General features: G+C 68.9%; 22 protein-coding genes and 1 riboswitch. Of the genes, 15 read left to right on the top strand and 7 right to left on the bottom strand.

Features of this window, described 5'->3' with window-relative positions:
- Positions 1 to 43: 43 nt before the first annotated feature.
- On the bottom strand, positions 44 to 394 hold the full coding sequence (locus tag WD271_14585; protein ID MEX1009055.1) for a WhiB family transcriptional regulator: 351 nt from the start codon (positions 392 to 394) through the stop codon (positions 44 to 46).
- Positions 395 to 608: 214 nt separating this feature from the next.
- Between WD271_14585 and WD271_14580 the strand changes: the two genes are divergently transcribed.
- Both WD271_14580 and WD271_14575 read left to right on the top strand, forming a co-directional pair.
- Positions 609 to 1,571: a LysR substrate-binding domain-containing protein gene (locus WD271_14580; GenBank protein ID MEX1009054.1), complete on the top strand. Its 963-nt coding sequence runs from the start codon at positions 609 to 611 to the stop codon at positions 1,569 to 1,571.
- A 4-nt stretch (positions 1,572 to 1,575) separates the two neighbouring features.
- The gene (locus tag WD271_14575) at positions 1,576 to 1,800 is read left to right on the top strand and encodes a LapA family protein (protein ID MEX1009053.1); all 225 of its coding nucleotides are present in this window, start codon (positions 1,576 to 1,578) and stop codon (positions 1,798 to 1,800) included.
- On the opposite strand, the gene WD271_14570 is transcribed toward WD271_14575, so the two are convergent.
- Both WD271_14570 and WD271_14565 read right to left on the bottom strand, forming a co-directional pair.
- Positions 1,747 to 2,610, bottom strand: a complete 864-nt coding sequence (locus tag WD271_14570) for a phosphatase PAP2 family protein (protein ID MEX1009052.1) — start codon at positions 2,608 to 2,610, stop codon at positions 1,747 to 1,749. The two genes, WD271_14575 and WD271_14570, sit on opposite strands and share 54 nt — an antisense overlap.
- A complete protein-coding gene (locus WD271_14565; GenBank protein MEX1009051.1) occupies positions 2,607 to 3,665 on the bottom strand; it encodes a lysylphosphatidylglycerol synthase transmembrane domain-containing protein in 1,059 nt (352 codons plus the stop codon). The genes WD271_14570 and WD271_14565 overlap by 4 nt, the downstream gene beginning before the upstream one ends.
- A 75-nt stretch (positions 3,666 to 3,740) precedes the next feature.
- Between WD271_14565 and WD271_14560 the strand changes: the two genes are divergently transcribed.
- On the top strand, positions 3,741 to 4,595 hold the full coding sequence (locus tag WD271_14560; GenBank protein MEX1009050.1) for an alpha/beta hydrolase: 855 nt from the start codon (positions 3,741 to 3,743) through the stop codon (positions 4,593 to 4,595).
- 55 nt (positions 4,596 to 4,650) lie between these two features.
- On the opposite strand, the gene WD271_14555 is transcribed toward WD271_14560, so the two are convergent.
- Positions 4,651 to 5,034 carry a hotdog domain-containing protein gene (locus WD271_14555; protein MEX1009049.1) on the bottom strand — a complete coding sequence of 128 codons (384 nt, stop codon included), beginning with the start codon at positions 5,032 to 5,034 and terminating at the stop codon, positions 4,651 to 4,653.
- Between the two features lie 72 nt (positions 5,035 to 5,106).
- Here WD271_14555 and WD271_14550 point away from each other — a divergent pair, with 72 nt between their 5' ends.
- From WD271_14550 to WD271_14535, 4 genes are all read left to right on the top strand, one after another.
- Positions 5,107 to 6,495 (top strand): TldD/PmbA family protein, encoded by a 1,389-nt coding sequence (locus tag WD271_14550; GenBank protein MEX1009048.1) that lies wholly within the window; start codon positions 5,107 to 5,109, stop codon positions 6,493 to 6,495.
- Entirely contained in the window at positions 6,492 to 7,871 is a 1,380-nt protein-coding gene (locus tag WD271_14545) for a TldD/PmbA family protein (GenBank protein ID MEX1009047.1), read from the top strand. The genes WD271_14550 and WD271_14545 overlap by 4 nt, the downstream gene beginning before the upstream one ends.
- Positions 7,872 to 8,163: 292 nt before the next feature.
- Positions 8,164 to 8,406, top strand: coding sequence for a hypothetical protein (locus WD271_14540; GenBank protein MEX1009046.1), 243 nt, complete (start codon positions 8,164 to 8,166; stop codon positions 8,404 to 8,406).
- Positions 8,407 to 8,467: 61 nt separating this feature from the next.
- The gene (locus WD271_14535; protein MEX1009045.1) at positions 8,468 to 9,364 is read left to right on the top strand and encodes a cobalamin-binding protein; all 897 of its coding nucleotides are present in this window, start codon (positions 8,468 to 8,470) and stop codon (positions 9,362 to 9,364) included.
- 3 nt (positions 9,365 to 9,367) lie between these two features.
- Here the strand turns inward: WD271_14535 and WD271_14530 are convergent, their stop codons facing one another.
- The 3 genes from WD271_14530 to WD271_14520 all read right to left on the bottom strand — a co-directional run bounded on the left by WD271_14530 (position 9,368) and on the right by WD271_14520 (position 11,414).
- Entirely contained in the window at positions 9,368 to 10,198 is an 831-nt protein-coding gene (locus WD271_14530; GenBank protein ID MEX1009044.1) for an undecaprenyl-diphosphate phosphatase, read from the bottom strand.
- A 38-nt stretch (positions 10,199 to 10,236) separates the two neighbouring features.
- Complete coding sequence (gene cpaB / locus WD271_14525; GenBank protein MEX1009043.1) at positions 10,237 to 10,917, bottom strand: Flp pilus assembly protein CpaB; 681 nt, start codon at positions 10,915 to 10,917, stop codon at positions 10,237 to 10,239.
- 86 nt (positions 10,918 to 11,003) lie between these two features.
- Positions 11,004 to 11,414: an FmdB family zinc ribbon protein gene (locus WD271_14520; protein MEX1009042.1), complete on the bottom strand. Its 411-nt coding sequence runs from the start codon at positions 11,412 to 11,414 to the stop codon at positions 11,004 to 11,006.
- 140 nt (positions 11,415 to 11,554) lie between these two features.
- Here WD271_14520 and plsY point away from each other — a divergent pair, with 140 nt between their 5' ends.
- From plsY to WD271_14480, 8 genes are all read left to right on the top strand, one after another.
- Complete coding sequence (gene plsY / locus WD271_14515; protein ID MEX1009041.1) at positions 11,555 to 12,190, top strand: glycerol-3-phosphate 1-O-acyltransferase PlsY; 636 nt, start codon at positions 11,555 to 11,557, stop codon at positions 12,188 to 12,190.
- Between the two features lie 16 nt (positions 12,191 to 12,206).
- A complete protein-coding gene (galU, locus tag WD271_14510; protein MEX1009040.1) occupies positions 12,207 to 13,094 on the top strand; it encodes a UTP--glucose-1-phosphate uridylyltransferase GalU in 888 nt (295 codons plus the stop codon).
- On the top strand, positions 13,091 to 14,320 hold the full coding sequence (glp, locus tag WD271_14505) for a gephyrin-like molybdotransferase Glp (protein MEX1009039.1): 1,230 nt from the start codon (positions 13,091 to 13,093) through the stop codon (positions 14,318 to 14,320). Before galU ends, glp begins: the two co-directional genes overlap by 4 nt.
- A gap of 22 nt (positions 14,321 to 14,342) precedes the next feature.
- Positions 14,343 to 15,935, top strand: a complete 1,593-nt coding sequence (locus WD271_14500; protein ID MEX1009038.1) for a CocE/NonD family hydrolase — start codon at positions 14,343 to 14,345, stop codon at positions 15,933 to 15,935.
- A gap of 288 nt (positions 15,936 to 16,223) precedes the next feature.
- A riboswitch (cyclic di-GMP riboswitch) is annotated at positions 16,224 to 16,308 on the bottom strand.
- Between the two features lie 150 nt (positions 16,309 to 16,458).
- Complete coding sequence (moaA, locus tag WD271_14495; protein ID MEX1009037.1) at positions 16,459 to 17,469, top strand: GTP 3',8-cyclase MoaA; 1,011 nt, start codon at positions 16,459 to 16,461, stop codon at positions 17,467 to 17,469.
- 82 nt (positions 17,470 to 17,551) lie between these two features.
- The gene (moaC, locus tag WD271_14490) at positions 17,552 to 18,055 is read left to right on the top strand and encodes a cyclic pyranopterin monophosphate synthase MoaC (GenBank protein MEX1009036.1); all 504 of its coding nucleotides are present in this window, start codon (positions 17,552 to 17,554) and stop codon (positions 18,053 to 18,055) included.
- A gap of 121 nt (positions 18,056 to 18,176) precedes the next feature.
- Complete coding sequence (locus WD271_14485; protein MEX1009035.1) at positions 18,177 to 18,722, top strand: hypothetical protein; 546 nt, start codon at positions 18,177 to 18,179, stop codon at positions 18,720 to 18,722.
- Positions 18,723 to 18,725: 3 nt separating this feature from the next.
- The gene (locus WD271_14480) at positions 18,726 to 19,367 is read left to right on the top strand and encodes a haloacid dehalogenase (GenBank protein ID MEX1009034.1); all 642 of its coding nucleotides are present in this window, start codon (positions 18,726 to 18,728) and stop codon (positions 19,365 to 19,367) included.
- Positions 19,368 to 19,373 lie beyond the last annotated feature (6 nt).

The raw sequence follows: 19,373 nt of genomic DNA, 5'->3' as shown, positions 1-19,373 counted from the left end.
CCCGGGGCGCTGTTATCCTGCGCCGCGGCGAGCGAGCGAACTATTAGGCGACTCGGGGTGCGCGGGGCTCGACGGGGGTGCCGTCGCCCCTGGGGTAGCGCGCGACGCGGCCCACGGGCATGTCGACGCGGAAGCCCGCCGCGGCGCGCTCTTCCTCCGACTCGCCGCCCCAGAAGCCGTACTCGCGGTTCTCCCGGGCCCAACGCCGGCACGGATCCAGCGCCGCGCAGGTGTTGCAGACGGCTCGCGCCTTGGCCTCACGGATCGATCGTGTCTCGGGGCGTTCGCCGGCAGGGGCGAAGAACAGTTCGTTCTGGCCCCGGCACGCCGCTTCGTCTGTCCAGGTCAACGGCCCGGAGAAGATCAGGTTCGAAACGATTTCCGCGACGGACACTGTGAAACCCCCAACCCCGAGAACCTCTGTGAGTACGTGCGTGCTGGAGAATCGGGGAGCCGGAGGGGGGATGACCAGCTCCCCGATTCGTCCTGCGAGGGTCCATGTTGCCCGCTCCCGCTTGATCTGTCCAACAGCTAATATGGATCGTGTCCATCGTTATTGGCGATGGTGCCCGGTTGAACAGCGGCAGGTTGACCAGGAGGACGGCACGATGGAGCTCCGGCACCTCGACACCTTGCTGGCGATCGCGGAGGAGGGTTCGTTCACCGCCGCGGCCGACGCGCTCAACACCGTGCAGTCGAACGTGTCGGATCAGATCCGTCAGCTCGAGCTCGAGCTCGGGGTTCCACTGCTCGTGCGCGGTCGCCGAGGCGCAGAACCAACCGAGTTCGGCGCCGTAGTCCTCGAACGAGCGCGGCGCGTGCAGCGTGAGCTCGAGGCGATGCGCGCCGACCTCTCGATGCTCCAGGGCCTCGAAGCCGGGCACGCGCGGCTCGGCGTCGTCGGCACCGCGAGCCGCTGGCTGATGCCCGCGCTCGTCGCCGATCTGCGGACGCGCGCACCTGGTGTAAGGCTCCGCGTCAATGAGGGCGCGTCCGAACGCTTGTGGGCGGAGGTGATCGAGGGCGAGCTCGCGCAGGCGGTCGTCACCCAGCCGGTCGACGATCGCCGCCTCATCGTGGAGCACCTGCTCGACGAGGCGCTCGTCGCGCTCGTCCACGCCGACACGCCACTGCCTGCGGAGCCCGTGCCACTCGCGGCCCTGAGCAAGCTCTCGTTCGTCCTTCCACCGGCCGGTAATCCTCTGCGCATCGAGGTCGAGAGCGCCGCGGCCTCGCAGGGCCTCACCCTCGAAGTGGCGGTGGAAGTCGAGGGCATCCGTTTGATCGCCGAACTGGTTGCGGCAGGTGACTACGGGTCGATCCTCCCGGAGACCGCGCTGCCGCCCGACCTCGGCGATCTCCGCGCGGTCGCGATCGCGCACATGCCGCCTCGCCGGCTCGCGATCGTGAACGCCCGCGACGTGCAGCTCTCGCTCGCCGACCGTGCCGTCCGCGAGAGCGTCGCCCGCATCGTCGCCGGCCACAAGGGTGCGCGCAACCCACGGCACAAGGCGGTACGGTCACGCGGGGGCCGGGACGGGACGCAAACACGCAACGCAGCGCGGAGGTAGGCCGGTGGTCGACGAACAGCACGCCAAGAGCCGGATCAAGCCCCACCACGTCGTCGTCGCCATCTGCGCGCTGGTGCTGTTGGTCTTCGCGCTCGCCAACATCGACGACGTTCGTGTCGACTTTGTCTTCGAGACGGTCCGCGCGCCGCTGGTCCTCGTGATCGTCGTCTGCGCGCTACTCGGTTTTGTGATCGGCTGGGTCGTCGGACGCCGTCGGAACGACGACTGACGGTTCCGAATCGCTCAAACCCCGACCCGCGCGGGTGAACGTGCGGGCGGCCGCGTAGCCGATGCCCAGAGCGAGGAACCCGGCGGGCGCGTCGATGATGTAGTGGTTGGCCGTGATCACGATCGCGATGACCGTGGCGATCGGGTACACCACCGCGAGCGCCTTCGCCCACCAGTGCTTCAGCCGGGGCACGAGGGCGCACGCGCACCAGAGGGCCCACGCGCAGTGCACGCTCGGCATTGCGGCGTACTGATTGGAGATCTTGTTCACCGCGCCGGAATTGAACGACCAGAACGCAGGATCCTTCGCCAGCGTGTCGACGAAGTTGTAGTGCTCCGGCAGGAGCCGAGGCGGCATGAGCGGGAACAGTGCGAAGCCGATCAGCGCGAGGCCGGTCGCGACCGCGAGCGTGTTCCGCCACAGTGGATAGTCGTTGCTCCACTTCCGGTACAGGTACACCATCACGCCGCCGGTCACGATGAAGTGCAGCGATCCGTAGAAGTAGTTGGCGGCGATGATCAGAGGACGCCATCCGAGCGCCCAGTCCTGGATGGCCTGGTCGTGGTTGATGCCGAGGTCGCGCTGGAGCCGGATCAACTCCTTCGCGTGCTCGAATGCCTCCGCCGCGTTTCCGTGGTGCAGGTTCCGGATCGTCGAGTACAACACGTAGAACACCACGACCGCGAGGATCTCCACCCACCAGTACAGGTAGTGACCGTCGCGCAGCCGACGCCCACCCCGAAGCCTGCGGCGCCGGGGAAGGGCCGGATCAGTGAGCGTCTCGTCGTGTTCGTCTTCGACGACGCTCATGGCGCGACGGTGGGGCCGGCGACCGCGGTGTCGGGTGGCACTCCGTCGGTGTCGTCGATTTCGCCGTCCTTCCCCTGCCGGTAACCGGCCGCGAACAGCGGCGCACCGAGCAGGCTGACCACGAGCGTCATGCCGTACCAGAGCAGCCCGACGCCGATCGCCTTCCCCGTGGGGACGCCGAGAGGGTGCAGGAGCAGGACGAGGAGCCCCTCACGGATGCCGAGCCCCGACAGTGAGATCGGCAGCACCTGCGCCATGGCGACCGCGGGAACGAAGGCGAGGACGGACGCATCGGGCACCGAGACGCCGAGCGCGTGCACCGCGCACCACACGGCCGCCACCACCGACGCCTGGTATGCGACCGCGGCGATGAGCACGCTTGTTGCACGGCCCGGCTCGCGGCGCATCCGGTCGACGCCGATGTGGACCGCGCCGACGAAGCGCATCCAGTTCTGGTGCTTGGCGAAGCGACCGGCCAGGTGCGGGTGGCCGGCCACCACGAGGATGACGAGCAACGCGGCGACCGTCGCGAGCGAGATCACGAGCGAGATCCACGCGTGGGGGACGTCGAGGAGCGACGGCTTGATCATCAGGCCGATCATCGTGAGGAGAGGGAGCGCGACGAAACCCGTGAGGCGCTCGATCGCAACGGACGCGAACGCGACGTCGGAGCTGCCCGTGGACTTTGCGGCACGGCTCACGCGAAGGACGTCGCCCCCGATCGTCGAGGGAAGCACGTTGCCGACGAACTGACCCGCGAGGTAGTAGCCGAGCAGCGTCCGGAGCGGGACGTGGGCGTCGAACACCGCGAGCACGCGCTGCCAACGCCAGGCCGACAAGATGAACCCCGCGAACGTGAGGGCGAGCGCAGCGGCGAGGAAGGTGAGCGTGCCGGCGTGGGTGTTCTTCGGTTCGACCGTGTCGGAGGGGATCTTGGTGATGAGGAACACCAACAGGCCGGCGCTGACGAGGATGCGCAGGCCGAGCTTCCAGGCGGCGGAACGACGCTTCGGGTTCTCACCTTCCCGCGCGCGAAGAACTTCCGACGCCGCCATTCCGCTCATGTTACGGGGTCGTTCAGCCGTCCCCGACCGAGGGCGAAGGCTCGTCCGGCTGGCAAGATTGGGGCCATGGCAGGGCTCGAAGCGGCGACGAGTGCGTTCATCACCACCGACGACGGCGTTTCGCTCGCGCTCTCGGTGACCGAGGCCGGGTCCCGAGACGACGCGCCGGCCCTGATCCTGGTGCACGGCTTCGGCGGCGCCAAAGAGGACTTTGCCGACCACGTCGACGCGCTGGCGCGTGACCACCGCGTGGTCCGCTTCGACCTCCGTGGCCACGGCGAGAGTGGCGCACCCGACGCGCCATCGGCCTACTCGCTCGACCGCCTGGCTGCCGACGTGCTCTCCGTGGCCGATTCGCTCGAGCTCGACCAGTTCCGGATGCTCGGGCACTCGATGGGTGGCATGGTGGCCCGCCGCGTGGTCCTCGCCTGCCCCGGCCGCGTCGAGGCGCTCGTCCTCATGGACACCTCGGCCGGGCCTCCGCCGGGCATCGATCCGGAGCTCGTGAGCTTGGGCGCCGAAGTGGCCAGGCGTGACGGGATGGCCGCGCTGCGTCAACTGCTCGACGAGGTCAACCCGTTGGGATCGGCGGCGCACGAACGAGTGGAGGCCGAGCGCCCGGGGTTCCGCGAGTACGGCGATCACAAGTGGTCCACGCTGTCGCCGGTGATGTGGAGCGAGCTCGCGATGGAGATCACCCGTCAGCCGGATCAACTGGCGGAGCTGGCTGCGCTCACGTGCCCGACACTCGTGCTCGTTGGCGAGGAGGACGGGACGTTCGTCGAGGCGTCATTTCTGCTGGCCGACGCGGTGAGGGAGGCTCGGCTGGTGCTGATCCCCGACGCCGGTCACTCACCACAGTTCGAGAATCCTGCAGCGTGGTTCGCCGCGGTCGACCGGTTCTTCGCCGGCCTTGCCTGACCATGGGTCGCTCGCTGCGAATCGGGATACCCGATTCGCTGACGCTCGCTCCTGCTCAGGCGCCCGTGGCCTTCTCCAGGAAGCGCGCCCGTTCGACGATCACTCTCGTGATGCGTCCCGCCGCGACCAGCCCGTGGCCGTCGCTCACCGACACTCGAAACGTGAGCCTGCGGCCCTCGATCATCTCGAGGGTCGCTTCGGCGCGCACCTTGCCCCCCACCGCAGTGGGCGCGAGGTGGTCGAGTTGCACGCGGTACCCCACGCTCGTGGTGCCCTCCGCGAGCGTGCCGTCGATGGCCCGCACCGAGGCCTGCTCTGCGAGTCGAACCACTCGCGGCGTCGCGAGCACGGGGACGTCACCGGTGGACAGCGCGAGCGCGGTGTCGTCCTCGGCAACGACGAGCTCTGCAGTTGCGGACAAACCGGGGCGAGGCGGCATCGGCCTACGATAGACAACCCCTCTGCCCCAGCGGGGGCTTGGCGTGTGAATTGACGTGATCGAGGTACGGACGTGATCGAGGAATCGGTTCTCTCACGCACGCTGCATACGGCGCTCCGCGACGGTGGCGACTTCGCCGAGGTGTTCGCCGAGGATCGCCGGGTGGCCACTGCCCGCCTCGACGACGCGAAGGTGGAGGAGCTCGTGTCGGGCCGCGAGCGCGGGGCCGGTATCCGCGTGGTCCGGGGCGACACCACCGGATACGCGCACACCGCCGATTTGAGCGAGCAGGGGTTGAGCGCAGCCGCCCTCGCTGCCGCAGCGGCAGCTCGCGGTGCGCCGGGCGAGACGCACGTCGTCGCGCTCGAGCGCCGGGCGGTGGAACGACCTCACGACGTACGCATTCTGCCGGAGACCGTCGAGAAGGCGCGCAAGGCTGAAGTGCTCGAGCGTGCCGACCACGCCGCTCGTGCCGAGAGCGACTCGATCCGCCAGGTGACCGCGTCGTACGCTGACGCTCGGCGCCGGATCCTCGTCGCCAACTCCGACGGCCTGCTCGTCGAGGACGACGCGGTGCGCACCCGCTTCGGTGTGAGCTGCGTCGCCGTTGCCGACACGGGCATGCAGACGGGCTTCGAAGCGCCGGGACGCAGCATCGGGTTCGAGTACTTCGACGAGATCGACCCCGAAGAAGTCGCGCGCACCGCCGCCCAACGCGCGCTCACGATGCTTCGTGCCCGCCCCGCGCCCGCCGGCAAGCTGCCCGTCGTGCTCAAGCGCGGCGCGGGCGGCGTGCTGTTCCACGAAGCGTGTGGGCACGGCCTCGAGGCCGACCTCGTCGAGAAAGACTGGTCGGTGTTCGCCGGACGCGTCGGCGATCTCGTCGCGTCGCCATTGATCACGCTCGTCGACGACGGATCGTACGCACGCGAGTGGGGAACGTTCGCGATCGACGACGAGGGTGCACCCGCACAGCGCAACGTGCTCATCGAGGACGGCGTCCTCACCAATTACATGTGGGACCTCTTGCGGGCGCGGAAGGTTGGTCGTGCGAGCAGCGGGAACGGCCGGCGCGAGACCTACCAGCATCTGCCGATGGTGCGGATGACCAACACGTTTCTACTCGTTGGGGACGACGATCCCGACGCGATCATCCGCGACACGCCGCACGGCCTCTACTGCGTCGCGCTCGGCGGCGGTCAGGTGAACACCGCCACCGGCGACTTCGTGTTCGGGATCACCGAGGCCTACATGATCGAGAACGGCGACATCACCGAACCGGTGCGCGCCGCACAGCTCATCGGCAACGGTCCGGAGACGCTGCGGCTCGTCGACGCGGTCGGGTCCGACTTCGACACATGGGCCGGCACCTGTGGCAAGGACGGCCAGGGCGTGCCGGTGTCGTCGGGTCAGCCCACACTCAGGGTGCGCGAGCTCACGGTCGGCGGCACCGCCGGATGAGGCCGGCTCCTTCCCCGCTGAGAAGCGTCGACCTGCTCGAGCTCGGGCGTTCCGTCGCCGGCGCCGCACGCACGGGCGAGGAGATCGAGGCGTACGTGGTGCGGTCGCGCGACGTCGATGTGAACGCCTTCAACGGCGAGGTCGAGTCGCTCGCAACCGCGGAGATCGAGGGAGTCGGCGTGCGCGTGATCGTCGACGGCCGGCAAGGGTACGCGTGGGCAGGATCGCTCGATCCCGAGGTCGTCGCCGACACGCTCGCCGACGCCCGCGACAACGCGGGGTTCGGCGCCCCGGACGAGTTCTACGGCTTGGTGACGCCCGACGAATTCGCCGGGATCGAAGCAACCGAGCTCGACCTGTTCCGCGAGGAGCTCCTCTCGGTGCCCACGTCCGACAAAGTCGCGCTCGCGATCGAGCTCGAAGCCGCGACCAAGGCCGTCGACCCGCGCATCCGCGGTCTCCGGTCCGCTTCGTACGGCGACGCCGCCGCCGAGAGCGCCGTCGTGAACTCCCACGGCGTGGAGGTCTCCACGCGGCGCACGGTGTGCTCCTGCTCCGCATACGCGATGGCGGGCGACGGCGACGACACGCAGACCGGCGGCGGCTACTCGGTCGGCCGTGCGTTCGGCGATCTCGACCTGAACGAGGCTGCGCACGACGCGGCCGAGCGCGCCGTGCGATTGCTGGGTGCCAAGCAGCCGGCATCTCGCCGCTTGCCCGTCGTGCTCGATCCACAGGTGACGCGCTCCTTCATCTCGTTGATCGGCTCGGCCCTTTCCGCCGAGGCGATCCAGAAGGGGCGCTCGATGTTCGTCGCGCGCGAGGGCGAGGAGGTCGCCGCGCCGGGTGTGACCCTCGTCGACGACCCCACGCTCGCGGACGCGTTCGGCGCCGCCAGCTACGACGCCGAAGGTGTGCCCACGCGGCCGCTCGGGCTCATCGGGCGCGGCCGCCTCGACGCGTTCCTGCACAACGTGTACACGGCCCGCCGCGGCGCGACCACCACCACGGGGTCGGCGGTGAGAGGCGGGTTCAAGTCGCCGCCGGGCGTGGGGGCACGTGCGTTGCATCTGGTGCCGGGGGAGCTTTCTCCCGAGGAGATCCTCGCCTCGGTGCCCGAGGCGCTCTTCGTGCAGTCGGTCAGCGGCCTGCATTCCGGTACCAATCCGGTGAGCGGCGACTTCTCCGTGGGTGCCGAAGGGCTCATGGTGCGCGGCGGCGAGTTCGCCGAACCGGTGCGCGAGATCACGATCGCGTCCACGCTCCAGCGAATGCTGCACGACATCGTGCACATCGGCTCCGACCTCGAGTGGCTCCCCGGTGGTGCCGCGGGGATGACTCTGCTCCTCGGCGAGATGTCGGTCGCCGGCCGCTGAAGCACTCATGCCGTTTGGCTACACCGCCGGACGGGTTCGACCATCCGGGGCGGCTCCGGCCAACGCACCTGCGGAGCGCCGGCAGCGGCCTACCTCGGTCGAGCCCCTGCCTCTTGGCTCGCTCACTACGGGCCGGGATACCCGGAGCGCGGCCGTTCGCTCGCTCGAGCCGCAACCACCGGTCGCTCCGAGGAACGCCGCCCTCCGCCTTCACCCGCTGCGGATCTACCCGGAGACTGCCCCATGGTCGCATTCGACCGCTCCGACCCCCTCAGTCTCATAGTCTGATTTCGTGCCGGATATCAGCGCTACCGATGCGTTCCGCTACTTCGCGGACTTGCTCGACGGCGTTGACCACCGGCGAGAGCGGTACACCATCGTGCGCCGCGGTCGTGCGGTAGCTCGGCTCGAGCCGGTCAGCACTGCCACGGGTGCCGAGATCAAGTCGTTGGTTCGTCGGCATCGTCCGGACGCGGCGTGGACGAAAGAGCTTGCCGAGCTTCGTGGCCGCGTATACCGCGAGGACCGGTGCTGAGCGCGCAACTCCGTGACATGAACGTCTTGATCGATGCGAAACGATCGCGCGTGCCACAGCGATGAAGATCGTCTCGTTGATTCCGTCGGCGACGGAGATCGTGTTCGCGCTCGGGCTCGGCGACTCGCTCGACGGGGTGACCTTCGAGTGCGACTACCCGCCCGATGCGCGCACCAAGCCGGTGGTGTCCGGGACGGCGCTTCCGACCGACGAGTCACTCACCGCGAAGCAGATCGATGACGCGGTGAGTGCGCGCGTTGCCGAGGGCGAGGCGATCTACACACTCGACGCGGCGCGCATTCGCGACATCCAGCCCGATCTGATCCTCGCCCAGGACCTGTGCCAGGTGTGCGCGGTGCCATCCGGTGCGGTGGAAGCGGCCCTCGAGGTGCTCGGCTGTCGTGCCGACGTGATCTCGCTCGATCCGTCGACGCTCGACGAGGTCATCGACTGCATTGCGGTCGTGGGGGATGCCACTGGCACCGGTGCACGGGCTCGCGTGCTCGTCGACGAGCTGCGCTCTCGCGTCGGGGTTGTGAGCCGCGCCGTCGGGCAGCACCACCGACCGCGCACGTTCGCGCTCGAGTGGTCGGACCCGCCGTTCAGCGGGGGTCACTGGGTGCCCGACATGATCGACGCCGCCGGTGGAACGTCCGTACTCGCGGTCACGGGTGAGCAGTCGCGCCGGCTCGCGTGGGACGAAGTCGCCGAGGCGGCGCCCGACATCGCCGTGTTCATGCCGTGTGGCTACGGGTTCGACCAAGCCGTCGAAGAGGGCCGCTACCTCCTCGATGTACCCGCGCTCGCGCACGCGGAGCACATCTTCGCGGCGGATGCGAACGCGTTGTTCTCCCGGCCGGGGCCACGGCTCGTCGACGGCGTGGAAGCGCTCGCATGGGCGCTGCACCCGCGCGCGTTTCGCGCGCCACCTCCCGGTGTGATCACGGCGCTGCGGTAGTTGTCACCGGATCCCCGTCGCGAAGATCACGATGATGACGATCCCCACCACGATGCGGTAGATCACGAACGGGCGGAACGAGTGCGTCCGCACGTACCTGAGCAGGAACGCGATCGCCAGGAAGCCGCTGACTGCCGACGCGGCAACTCCCCAGAAGAACGCGCTCCCGAACCCACTCGGGATTCCGTCACGCGCGAGTTGCGCGCCCTTGTAGAGCGTCGCACCGCCGATGATCGGGATGCTCATGAGGAACGAGAGCCGGGTTGCGGCTTGTCGGTCGAAATGCAGCCAGCGCCCAGCCGAGATCGTCACACCCGCACGTGACACACCGGGCGCGAGCGCGAGTGCTTGTGCGATGCCCATCACGCCCGCGTCTCGCGTGTGGAAGTCTTCCGTGTCGCGGGCCGACATTGCACGATCGGCCCACTCGAGGAGCAGGGCGAACACGATCGCGTTGATGCCGATGAGGATCGGATCGCCGAGCTCTTGCTCGATCGTGCTCTCGAGCGCGGCGCCTGCGATCGCGCCCGGGATCGCGGAGAGGAGCAGCAGCCAGGCGAGCCGCGCGTCCACCGTGTCGACGGCACGCACGCGGATCGACTGCAGCGCCGCGCGCAGATACACGAGCAGGTCGGGCCGGAAGTACCAGAGTGCCGCGAGCAGCGTGCCGAGGTGGAGGGCGACGTCGAACGACTTCTCGAGCGACTGGTTCCCGCCGAAATCCTTCCAGCCCAACAGCTCCGGGACGAGGATGAGGTGACCGCTCGACGAGATCGGGAGGAACTCCGACAGGCCCTGGACGATCCCGAGGATGATGGCGTGGAGAGTGGACAATGCCGCGGGATGCTACTGACCGGCTCCGCCGATCGACGTTACCGATCGGCTGGAAGCGACGCGGCCTCTTCGGGCGGGACCAGCGCCAGCGTGAGTACACCGTTCGCTTGCGCGTCGGCGAGCCGCTCCGCCTGGTCGCGACCGACGAGCAATGTGACGCCGAGTGCGTCGGTCCGACCGGTGCCCCCACTCGCGCGCGTGTCGGTACCCAGCACGAGGACGCCGGCGGCGACCACGACCGTCGCCGGCGTGTCGGCGGATGTCTCACTGCTGCGGGCGTCGAAGCTCGCGAGCACATCGACGGCGGCGCCCGCGCGCGGCCGCAGCGCGCCGCTCACCGTGACCCGGATCGCCCGCATCCCCGCGGGGACGATCCCGTCGAGGCCGGCGCGCCGGCGCGGCGCGAGATTGCGGGCGGCGACATAGCCACCGCGCAGCACCGGAACCACCACGACGCGGCCGAGCGCACCGGCGGTGTCGCGCGCGACGCCCTCGGGAAGCTGCGACTGATGAATGTGACGCACCGCGAGATCACTGCGCTCGACGGTGTCGCCGACCGCGAGGTCGTGGGCGGCGACGATCGCGTCGCGTTCGGGCCCGAGATTGCCCGCGCGGCGGTGGAGCGCGGCGAGGTCGGAGGCGACCACGGCGGCGGTGACGACGGCCACCACGAGCGCGGCAGCGCGCAGGGCGAGCGCGCGGGGAGAGCGGCGGAGCATGGGGAGTCCTTCCCGAAGGCGGCACGCGGCCGCGTCGAGCACGAGCGGGGGAAGGAAGGAGGGCCGAAGGAGGAAAGTGCGGAGGACTACCTCGACGTGGTGCTCGACGTCGAGGACTCTTTGGGGCTCGATGGCTGCTTCGTGTCGGACGACTTCTTCGCGCCGTTGCCCGAGGACGAGTCGGCCTTCGGATCTGCCTTCGTCGACGTGCCGGATTGCTCGGACTTCTCGGACTTCTCGGATTTCTCCGATTTCTCGGACTTCTCCGAGGTGGAGTCTTTGGTGTCACCCGATCCGTCGGAGCGGGATCGCTTGCTTCCGTTCCGGCTGTCGGTGCGGTTGAAGCCCGAACCCTTGAACACGATGCCGACGGGCTGCATGACCTTGGCGAGCTTGCCGCCGCATCCGGGGTGCTTCTTCAGCGGATCGTCGGAGAACGACTGCCACGCCTCGAGCTCCTCACCGCATTTCGCGCACTCGTAGACGTAGGTAGGCATGTCCGGAACTCTCCCGAAGGGATCGGGGCTTAGCACTCGTTGCTTTCGACTGCTAACCCTATCGCGAATCCGGACATTCCCACTCCCGACCCCGCGCCGCTGGAGTGCGCCGTGACCCGCAGTGGCGTTGAATGGGCCTGATGCGTGACGGCGTCGTTGTCGGCTTGCTGGTACCGCTGGCGTACCTGCTCGGAACCTTGCCGAGCGCCGAGATCGCCGCGCGGCGCCGAGGCATCGACATCACGGCGGCCGGATCGGGGAATCCGGGGGCGTCGAACACCTTCCGGGTCCTCGGGTGGCGGTCGGGGGTGCTCGTGTTCGCGCTCGACGCGGCCAAGGGCGGCATCGCCGCCGGTGTCGGTCTCCTCGTCGCCGACGGCCACGTCGGCGCGTACGTGCTCGGGATCGCGGCGATCATCGGGCACACGTTCCCGATCACCCGCCACTTCAAGGGTGGCCGTGGTGTGGCGACGGGCGCGGGCGTCCTGTTTGTGATCTTCCCGTTGCTGACGCTCGCGAGCGGCGTGGTCTGGTTCGTCATCGTGCGCCTCACGCACAAGGCGTCGCTCGCGTCGATCGTGGTGGTGATCATGTTCCCGATCGCGGTCGCGTTGGCGGGCCACCCGGCGGGTGACGTCACCGTGATCGCCGCGGTCGCGGTGCTCGTCGTTGCCCGTCACGCGTCGAACCTCAAGCGGCTGTTCCGCGGCGAGGAGCTCGGGCTCGACCCCGGCACCCGTGACGACACGGGCACCCGCGACGACTCTGGCAACTGAGCGGTAGCGTAAATCCGTGACCAAGCAGCCGGTGACGAAAGCGGTGATTCCAGCGGCGGGGCTCGGCACGCGGTTTCTCCCCGTCACCAAGAGTCAGCCCAAGGAGATGCTCCCGGTCGTCGACAAGCCGTCGATCCAGTACGTGGTGGAGGAAGCCGTAATGGCCGGCCTCCGCAACATCCTCATCATCACCGGCCGGGGGAAGCACGCGATCGAGGACCACTTCGACCGCAATGTCGAGCTCGAGCACTACCTCGAGCAGTCCGCAAAGCTCGACCAGCTCGCCGACGTGCAGATCGTCAACGACATCGCCGACATCCACTACATCCGACAGCGCGATCCACTCGGCCTCGGTCACGCGGTGTCGGTGGCGCGCGAACACGTCGGCGACGAACCGTTCGCGGTGCTGCTCGGCGACGACATCATGGTCGACGATGCGCGCCTGCTCCGGTCGATGCTCGACGTGCACGCGCGCGAACACGCGTCGGTGCTCGCGCTCCTCGAGGTCACGCCCGACGAGATTGCGTCGCTCGGGTGCGCGGAAGTCGACATCGTCGGCGACTCGCTCGGGCGGGTGCGGTCGATCGTCGAGAAGCCGAAGCCGGACGAGGCGCCGTCGAACCTCGCGGTGATCGGCCGCTACGTGTTCACCCCGTCGATCTTCGATGCGCTCGACCGCATCGAACCCGGGGTGAACGGCGAGTACCAGCTCACGGACGCGATCGGGCTCTTGCTCGGTTCGGAAGCGGTGTTCGGACAGATCTTCTCGGAGGGCCGCTACGACATCGGGAAGGTCATGGGCTTCCTCCAGGCTAACGTCGAGCTCGCGCTCGAGCGTGACGACCTCGGACCTGACCTCGCCCGGTACCTGGTCGAGCTCGTCCGGAAGCGCGGCCTCGCGTGATCGAGTTCGACGAGGTCCGGTCCGCGATCCTCGGCGCCGTCGGCCGGCTCGCGCCCGTGGAGCTGGAGTCGTTCGACACGCTCGGCCTCGTGCTGGCCGCCGAAGTGGTGTCCACCGGCCCGATCCCGCCGTTCGCCAACACGGCGATGGACGGCTACGCCGTGCGCGCGCAGAGCACCGTGGGCGCCACCGACGACGCGCCTGCTCGGCTCCGGGTTGTCGGCGAGCTGCCGGCGGGACGCGCGCCCACGATCGCTGTGGGTGACGGCGAGGCGATCCGCATCATGACCGGCGCGCCCATGCCCGACGGTGCCGACGCGGTCGTCATGGTGGAGCGCACGCAACGCGACGGTGACGACGCCGTGCTCGTGTACCAGGAAGCGACAGCAGGCGACCACGTGCGCCGCGCCGGCGGCGACGTCGAGCCCGGCGAGGTCGTCTTCCGGCCCGGCACCCAGCTCGGCCCGGCGCACCTCGGGGTACTCGCGAGCATCGACGTCGGTCGCGTGCAGGTGTTCCCCCGCGCACGGGTGGGCGTGCTCTCCACCGGCGACGAGCTCGTGGGGTCGGGCGCGCTCCGCCCCGGCAAGATCCGCGACGCCAACCGGCCGATGCTGCTCGCCCTCCTCGATCGCGCGGGTGTCGAAGCCGTCAACCTGGGCATCGCGCGCGACGACGAGGCCGCGATGACCGCGACGCTCGAGGACGCGCTGACGCGCTGCGACGCGGTCATTACGAGCGGCGGCGTGTCCGTGGGCGACTACGACTACATGAGCGCCGCGCTCGAGCGCATCGCCGCCGACGATCCCGACGACCGCGCGTGTGTCAGCTGGTACCAGGTGGCGATCCGTCCGGCAAAGCCGCTGTGCTTCGCGTTCGTGCGCGGCCGACCGGTGTTCGGGCTACCGGGCAATCCGGTGTCGTCGCTCGTGAGCTTCGAGCTCTTCGCGCGTCCCGCGCTGCTCGCCATGATGGGTCGCACCGCTCCCTTCCGCGCCGAGGTCATCGCGCGCGCGGAGCACGCGTTCGCGCGCAAGTTCGACGGCAAGCTGCACCTCGACCGTGTGCGCGTGCGGGTGGAGGACGGCCGCTATGTCGTGGCGAGCGTCGGGAAGCAGGAGAGCAACGCGCTCGCCGCCACCGCGTTGGCCGACGGGCTCGTGCTCCTGCCCGACGGCGACGGCGTCGGTGAGGGCGACGAAGTCACGGTGATGCTGCTCGACTGAGCACGAGACGAGAGGGGGAACGATGCGCGAACCCACGAACGAGGTCAAGGTCGAGCGCGACATTCGCGTGACCATGCCCGACGATGTCGAGTTGCTCACCGACGTCTTCCACCCGGTCGGCGTCGAGGGCACGCCCACGATTCTCGAACGCACGCCGTACGGCCGCGCCGGGGTGAGCGGCACGGGCTTCGGGCCGATGCTCGCCGAGCGCGGCTACCGCTACGTGCTCCAGGCGTCGCGCGGTACCGACGGCTCGGGTGGCTCGCACAGCTACTTCGAGGAGGTGCCCGACGGGCGCGCGACCGCGGACTGGATCGCTGAACAGTCGTGGTTCGACGGGAACCTCGGAACCTACGGCGGGAGCTACATGGGCTACACGCAGTGGGCGCTCGCGTCCACGCGGCCTCCGTACCTCAAGGCGATGGCCGTCGCGCTGTGCGGCTCGGTGCGCCGCTTCGCGTGGTACCCGGGGGGTTCGTACGCGCTCGAGATCATCATCCCGTGGGACATGGGCGCGGTGAACTTCAACAAACCGCAGCCGCAAGCGGCCGCCGACCTTTCCCCGGACGCCATCGCGCAACGGATGGCGACCCTGAAGCAGGGGTTCGACCATCTCCCGCTGGGCGACGCGATCAAGTTCCTCTCGGGTGAGGACCTGCCGCTGTTCCACGATCAACTCGCGCACGGCGATCCCGAAGATCCCTACTGGGCACCGCTCGACTTCAGCAACCTGCTCCGCACCTGGGAGGTGCCGACCCTGCTCGTCGATGGCTGGCAGGACTACCAATGCCCGCAGATGCTCGACGACTACGTCGCGCTGCGCGCGGGGGGCACGCCGGTGTGGGTCCGCATCGGTGCGGGCGGCCACATCGGCGGCGGCGGCGAGGGTGGCATGACCGAGGCGCCGCTCCTGTGGTTCGACACTCATCTGTTGGGCATGACCGGACTGCTCCCCGAGCGTACGGTCACGCTCGAAGTGTTGGGGGAAGGTGGTGGATGGCGCGACTTCGAGGCGTGGCCGCCGCCGTCGAGCGCGACGCAGTGGTTCCTCCATCCCGAGGGGCGGCTGTCCACGGACTCGCCGCAGGGCGCGCGCGAGCCCGACCGCTACCGGTACGACCCGGCCGATCCCACACCGTCGGTCGGCGGCATCGGGATGCTCACCGGCGGATCGCGTGACAACCGAGAGCTCGAAGCGCGACCTGACGTGCTCGTGTACACGGGCGAGGTGCTCGATCGCGCGCTCGAGATCGTCGGGCCCGTGCACGCAGAGTTGCATGTGTCGTCGAGTCTCGACCACACCGACTTCTTCGTGCGCGTGTGCGACGTGTGCCCCGATGGCCGTTCGATGAACGTCTGCGACGGCTTGCAACGTTTCACGCGGTCGTCGATCACGCGTGCGTTCGACGGCAGCTTCCGCGCGTCGGTGCCGATGTGGCCGGCCGCGTACCGATTCGCGCCCGGGCACCGCGTACGCGTCCAAGTGTCGAGCGGCTCGCATCCGGTGTACGCGCGCAACCTCGGCAGTGGCGAGTCGGTGTTCACCGCCACGACGATGCAGCCCGCCGACCAGGCCGTCTTTCACGACTCCGTGGTCGTGCTCCCACACGCTTGAACGAGAAGGAGAGTGGGGGAATGGCGAACGCCCGGGGAAAATCCCCGGGCGATCGCCTCCCCAGCCCGCCCCGGGACGAGCCGCTCTGCCCCCACGAAAGAGCGGCGCGCCGGACCGGACGACTGTTACCGCATGCTGCAATCCCCGGGGGTGTCTGGCAGCTGCGCGCCAGGTTCTCTTGCCACTGCCGGTGTTGCGAATGCGAACATCCCTCGGATTGTGTGCGTCGTGCTCTGGCGTGCCATTCGGGGTTTCCTTGCCTGGAAACGAAACAACCGGCCCCCCATTGGTGGGTGGGGCCGGTTTCGCTCTGGCTCCCCGCAGGCTCAAGCGACCAATTCGTCGCCTGCGGATCAACGCCTCCCCGATCTGGTGGCTGGCTCTTCGCGTCCGTGGGTGTCTCGGTGGGGTCTCCTCGTCGGTCCCAGCCCGACTACTTACAGTGGCAGAGTCAACCACACAGAGTGGCACCCCGTCAAGTCCCACGGTCGAACTGTGGCAGGTGTCGCATAGTCTCGGGCGTGTGGAGCCGCTGATCGATCCGTTCGGGCGCCGGGTCACCGATCTCCGTATCTCCATCACCGACCGCTGCAACTTCCGCTGCACCTATTGCATGCCGGCCGAGGGCATGCAATGGCTACCGCGTGAGGAGCTCCTCACCTACGAGGAGCAGGCCCGGGTCGTGCGGGTCTGCGTCGAGCGCTACGGCTTCGAGTCGGTGCGGATCACGGGTGGCGAGCCCACGCTCCGGGCGCACCTGCCGCGCCTCGTCGCGATGCTGGCGCCGCTCGGCATCGACATCGCGATGACCACGAACGGCGTGAAGTTGCCCGAGATGGCCCACGACCTTGCCGAGTCGGGTCTCCGGCGGATCAACGTCTCGCTCGACTCGCTGCGTCCCGACGTGTTCCTCGAGCTCACGCGCCGCGACGACCTCCACCGCGTGCTCGCAGGGATCGACGCGGCGCTCGACGCGGGTCTCGACCCCGTGAAGGTCAACTGTGTCGTGATGCGAGGCGTGAACGACTACGAGGTCGTCGACCTTGCGGCCTTCGGGCGTGAGAAGGGCGTGAGTGTGCGGTTCATCGAGTTCATGCCGCTCGACGCGGAGGGCGCGTGGAGCGCGGACCAGGTGGTGCCGGCGGCCGAGATCCTCGAGAAGATCGGCGCGGTCTTTCCGCTCGCAACCGTGGCCGAGCCCGGATCCGGGCACGTCGAGCCGGCGGAGCGCTTTGCCTACGCCGACGGCATCGGCGACGTCGGCGTGATCGCCAGCGTCACGGAGCCGTTCTGCGACAACTGCGACCGAATCCGGATCACGGCCGAGGGCAAGCTCCGTACGTGTCTGTTCGCGCTCGACGAGTACGACCTCCGCAACATCGTTCGTGACGACCAGGGTGCAGGCGAAGCAGACATCGACGACCGGCTCGCGGCCGAGATCGCGCGGGCGGTCGGCACGAAGTGGGCGGGGCATCGCATCGGCCAGGTCGATTTCATCCGACCGAGTCGCTCGATGAGCCAGATCGGCGGCTGACAAGCCATCCGCTACACCATGGGTCGCTCACGACGGGCCGGGGTACCCGGCCCGTTTCCGTTCGCTCCTACACTTGTCGACCATGTCGGCGTCGGAGTTCACCCACCTGGATCCACTCGGCCGGGCACGCATGGTCGACGTCACGTCGAAGGATGCGACGCACCGCCGGGCCGTCGCCCGGTGCAAGGTCAACATGGATCCCGACACCGCGGCGAAGATCGCTTCTGGCGCCGTCAGCAAGGGTGACGTGCTCGCCGTCTCACGGGTGGCGGGGATCCAGGCTGCCAAGCAGACGCCCAGCCTCTTGCCCCTGTGCCATCCGCTGCTCGTCGGATCGGTCTACGTGAACTTCTGTATCGAGCGCGACCACGTGCTGGTCGAGGCCCAGGTCGACACGGTCGACCGTACGGGGGTGGAGATGGAGGCGCTCACCGCGTGCGCCATCTCGGCCCTCAACATCTACGACATGTGCAAGTCGATCGACCGGGCCATGACGATCGGCGATCTCGAGCTCTGGGAGAAGACCGGAGGCCGTTCGGGCACCTACCGCCGGGCTCCCAGGTACGACGCCGACCTCGACCTTTGAGCGCCGCCGGGGCTAGAGTGCCCCGTTCCGGTACGGCGCCGCTCGGAACCCGGGGGTCCCCGGACGATCGTGAGGCGGTTGCTACGTTGCCACTGGGCGGGCAGATATCGGGGGCGGTTCGTTGACGGTAGTAGTCATCCTGGTCATTGGCTTGGCCTGGGTCGCGTTCTTGGGTCCGACGATCCTCCGAGCCCGGAACCGGCAGGGTCGCTCCGACTCGGTCGGCGACTTCCACCACCGCCTCACCCAACTTGGGCGTACCAACGGACGTCACGGTGACCGCGAGAAGTCGACCGGACTCTCGCTCCACCGCCCGATGTTCGCCCCCTCCGCCTCGCACAGCCCGATGAGCACGGTCCAGAAGCGCCGCCGCGACATCTTGCTCGTGCTGGCGGGTGCCGTCGGCGCCACGCTGCTCGTGGCGGTCGCCACGCAATCGACGCCGCTGATCCTGCTCAACCTGCTCGCCGATGCCGCGCTCCTCGCGTACGTGTACATGCTCGTCCAGATCAGGCAGCGCGCGCGCGAGCAGCGCGTGAAGGTCCGCTTCCTCGGATCGGCATACCGCCGTCCGGCGCCCTATCTCCTCGACGGACCCGACCAATTCGGAACGAGTGAGTCCAACGGCCCCCGCCTCGTCCCGTTGCGGCAGACGGCGTCGCGCTAACGAGTGGACCACTCGGGGCAGATCTCGGCCGCAGGTGAGGCTGCCCACGACGCGCTCGAGTGCAAGCACCGGACACGCGAGACCACGTTGCTCGCGGCGCGTACCGCGATCCGTTCGTGTGGCACCGCGATCCGAGCGGTACACCGTCGCGAGTTTCGTGAGGCACGCGAGCTGATCGCGGTCGCCGCCGCCTATCTCGCCGAAGCCGACGCCGCGCTCGAGGAGCATCCCGACGTGCGGTACGCCGGTTTCATCCACGACGCGAAGAAGGAATTCGCGGAAGCGAACCTCACGCTCGCGTTCGTCGCCGACAATCCGATCCCGACTGCGGCGGAGTTGGGCGTGGAAGTCCAGGCGTATCTCAACGGGATGGCCGAGGCCGCGAGCGAGCTCCGTCGCCAAGTGCTCGACTGCCTGCGCAGAAACGAGAACGAAGAAGCCGAGCGGCTGCTCGCGGTGATGGACGACGTGTACGGGTTGCTGATCACGATCGACTATCCCGATGCGCTCACCGGTGGTTTACGGCGCACCACCGACGCGTTGCGTGCGGTACTCGAGCGCACGCGCGGCGACGTCACCACCGCACTCGTTGCTTCGCGCCTTCAGCAAGCCATCGAGGGGCGAATGTCGGCGGACGACTCGTGATGCCTC

It is taken from the genome of Acidimicrobiia bacterium, from assembly GCA_040880805.1.
GTDB lineage: Bacteria > Actinomycetota > Acidimicrobiia > IMCC26256 > DASPTH01 > DASPTH01.
Note: the sequence above shows the minus strand (reverse complement) of the source record. Positions and strands in the feature narration are given on the sequence as shown.

Coding starts and splice junctions, on each gene's coding strand:
- WD271_14535 (MEX1009045.1), top strand. CDS start 8,468: ATGAAGATCGTCTCGTTGATTCCGTCGGCGACGGAGATCGTGTTCGCG.
- WD271_14520 (MEX1009042.1), bottom strand. CDS start 11,414: ATGCCTACCTACGTCTACGAGTGCGCGAAATGCGGTGAGGAGCTCGAG.
- WD271_14570 (MEX1009052.1), bottom strand. CDS start 2,610: ATGAGCGTCGTCGAAGACGAACACGACGAGACGCTCACTGATCCGGCC.
- WD271_14560 (MEX1009050.1), top strand. CDS start 3,741: ATGGCAGGGCTCGAAGCGGCGACGAGTGCGTTCATCACCACCGACGAC.
- WD271_14555 (MEX1009049.1), bottom strand. CDS start 5,034: ATGCCGCCTCGCCCCGGTTTGTCCGCAACTGCAGAGCTCGTCGTTGCC.
- WD271_14565 (MEX1009051.1), bottom strand. CDS start 3,665: ATGGCGGCGTCGGAAGTTCTTCGCGCGCGGGAAGGTGAGAACCCGAAG.
- moaC (MEX1009036.1), top strand. CDS start 17,552: ATGTCGGCGTCGGAGTTCACCCACCTGGATCCACTCGGCCGGGCACGC.
- cpaB (MEX1009043.1), bottom strand. CDS start 10,917: ATGCTCCGCCGCTCTCCCCGCGCGCTCGCCCTGCGCGCTGCCGCGCTC.
- WD271_14500 (MEX1009038.1), top strand. CDS start 14,343: ATGCGCGAACCCACGAACGAGGTCAAGGTCGAGCGCGACATTCGCGTG.
- plsY (MEX1009041.1), top strand. CDS start 11,555: ATGCGTGACGGCGTCGTTGTCGGCTTGCTGGTACCGCTGGCGTACCTG.
- WD271_14545 (MEX1009047.1), top strand. CDS start 6,492: ATGAGGCCGGCTCCTTCCCCGCTGAGAAGCGTCGACCTGCTCGAGCTC.
- WD271_14580 (MEX1009054.1), top strand. CDS start 609: ATGGAGCTCCGGCACCTCGACACCTTGCTGGCGATCGCGGAGGAGGGT.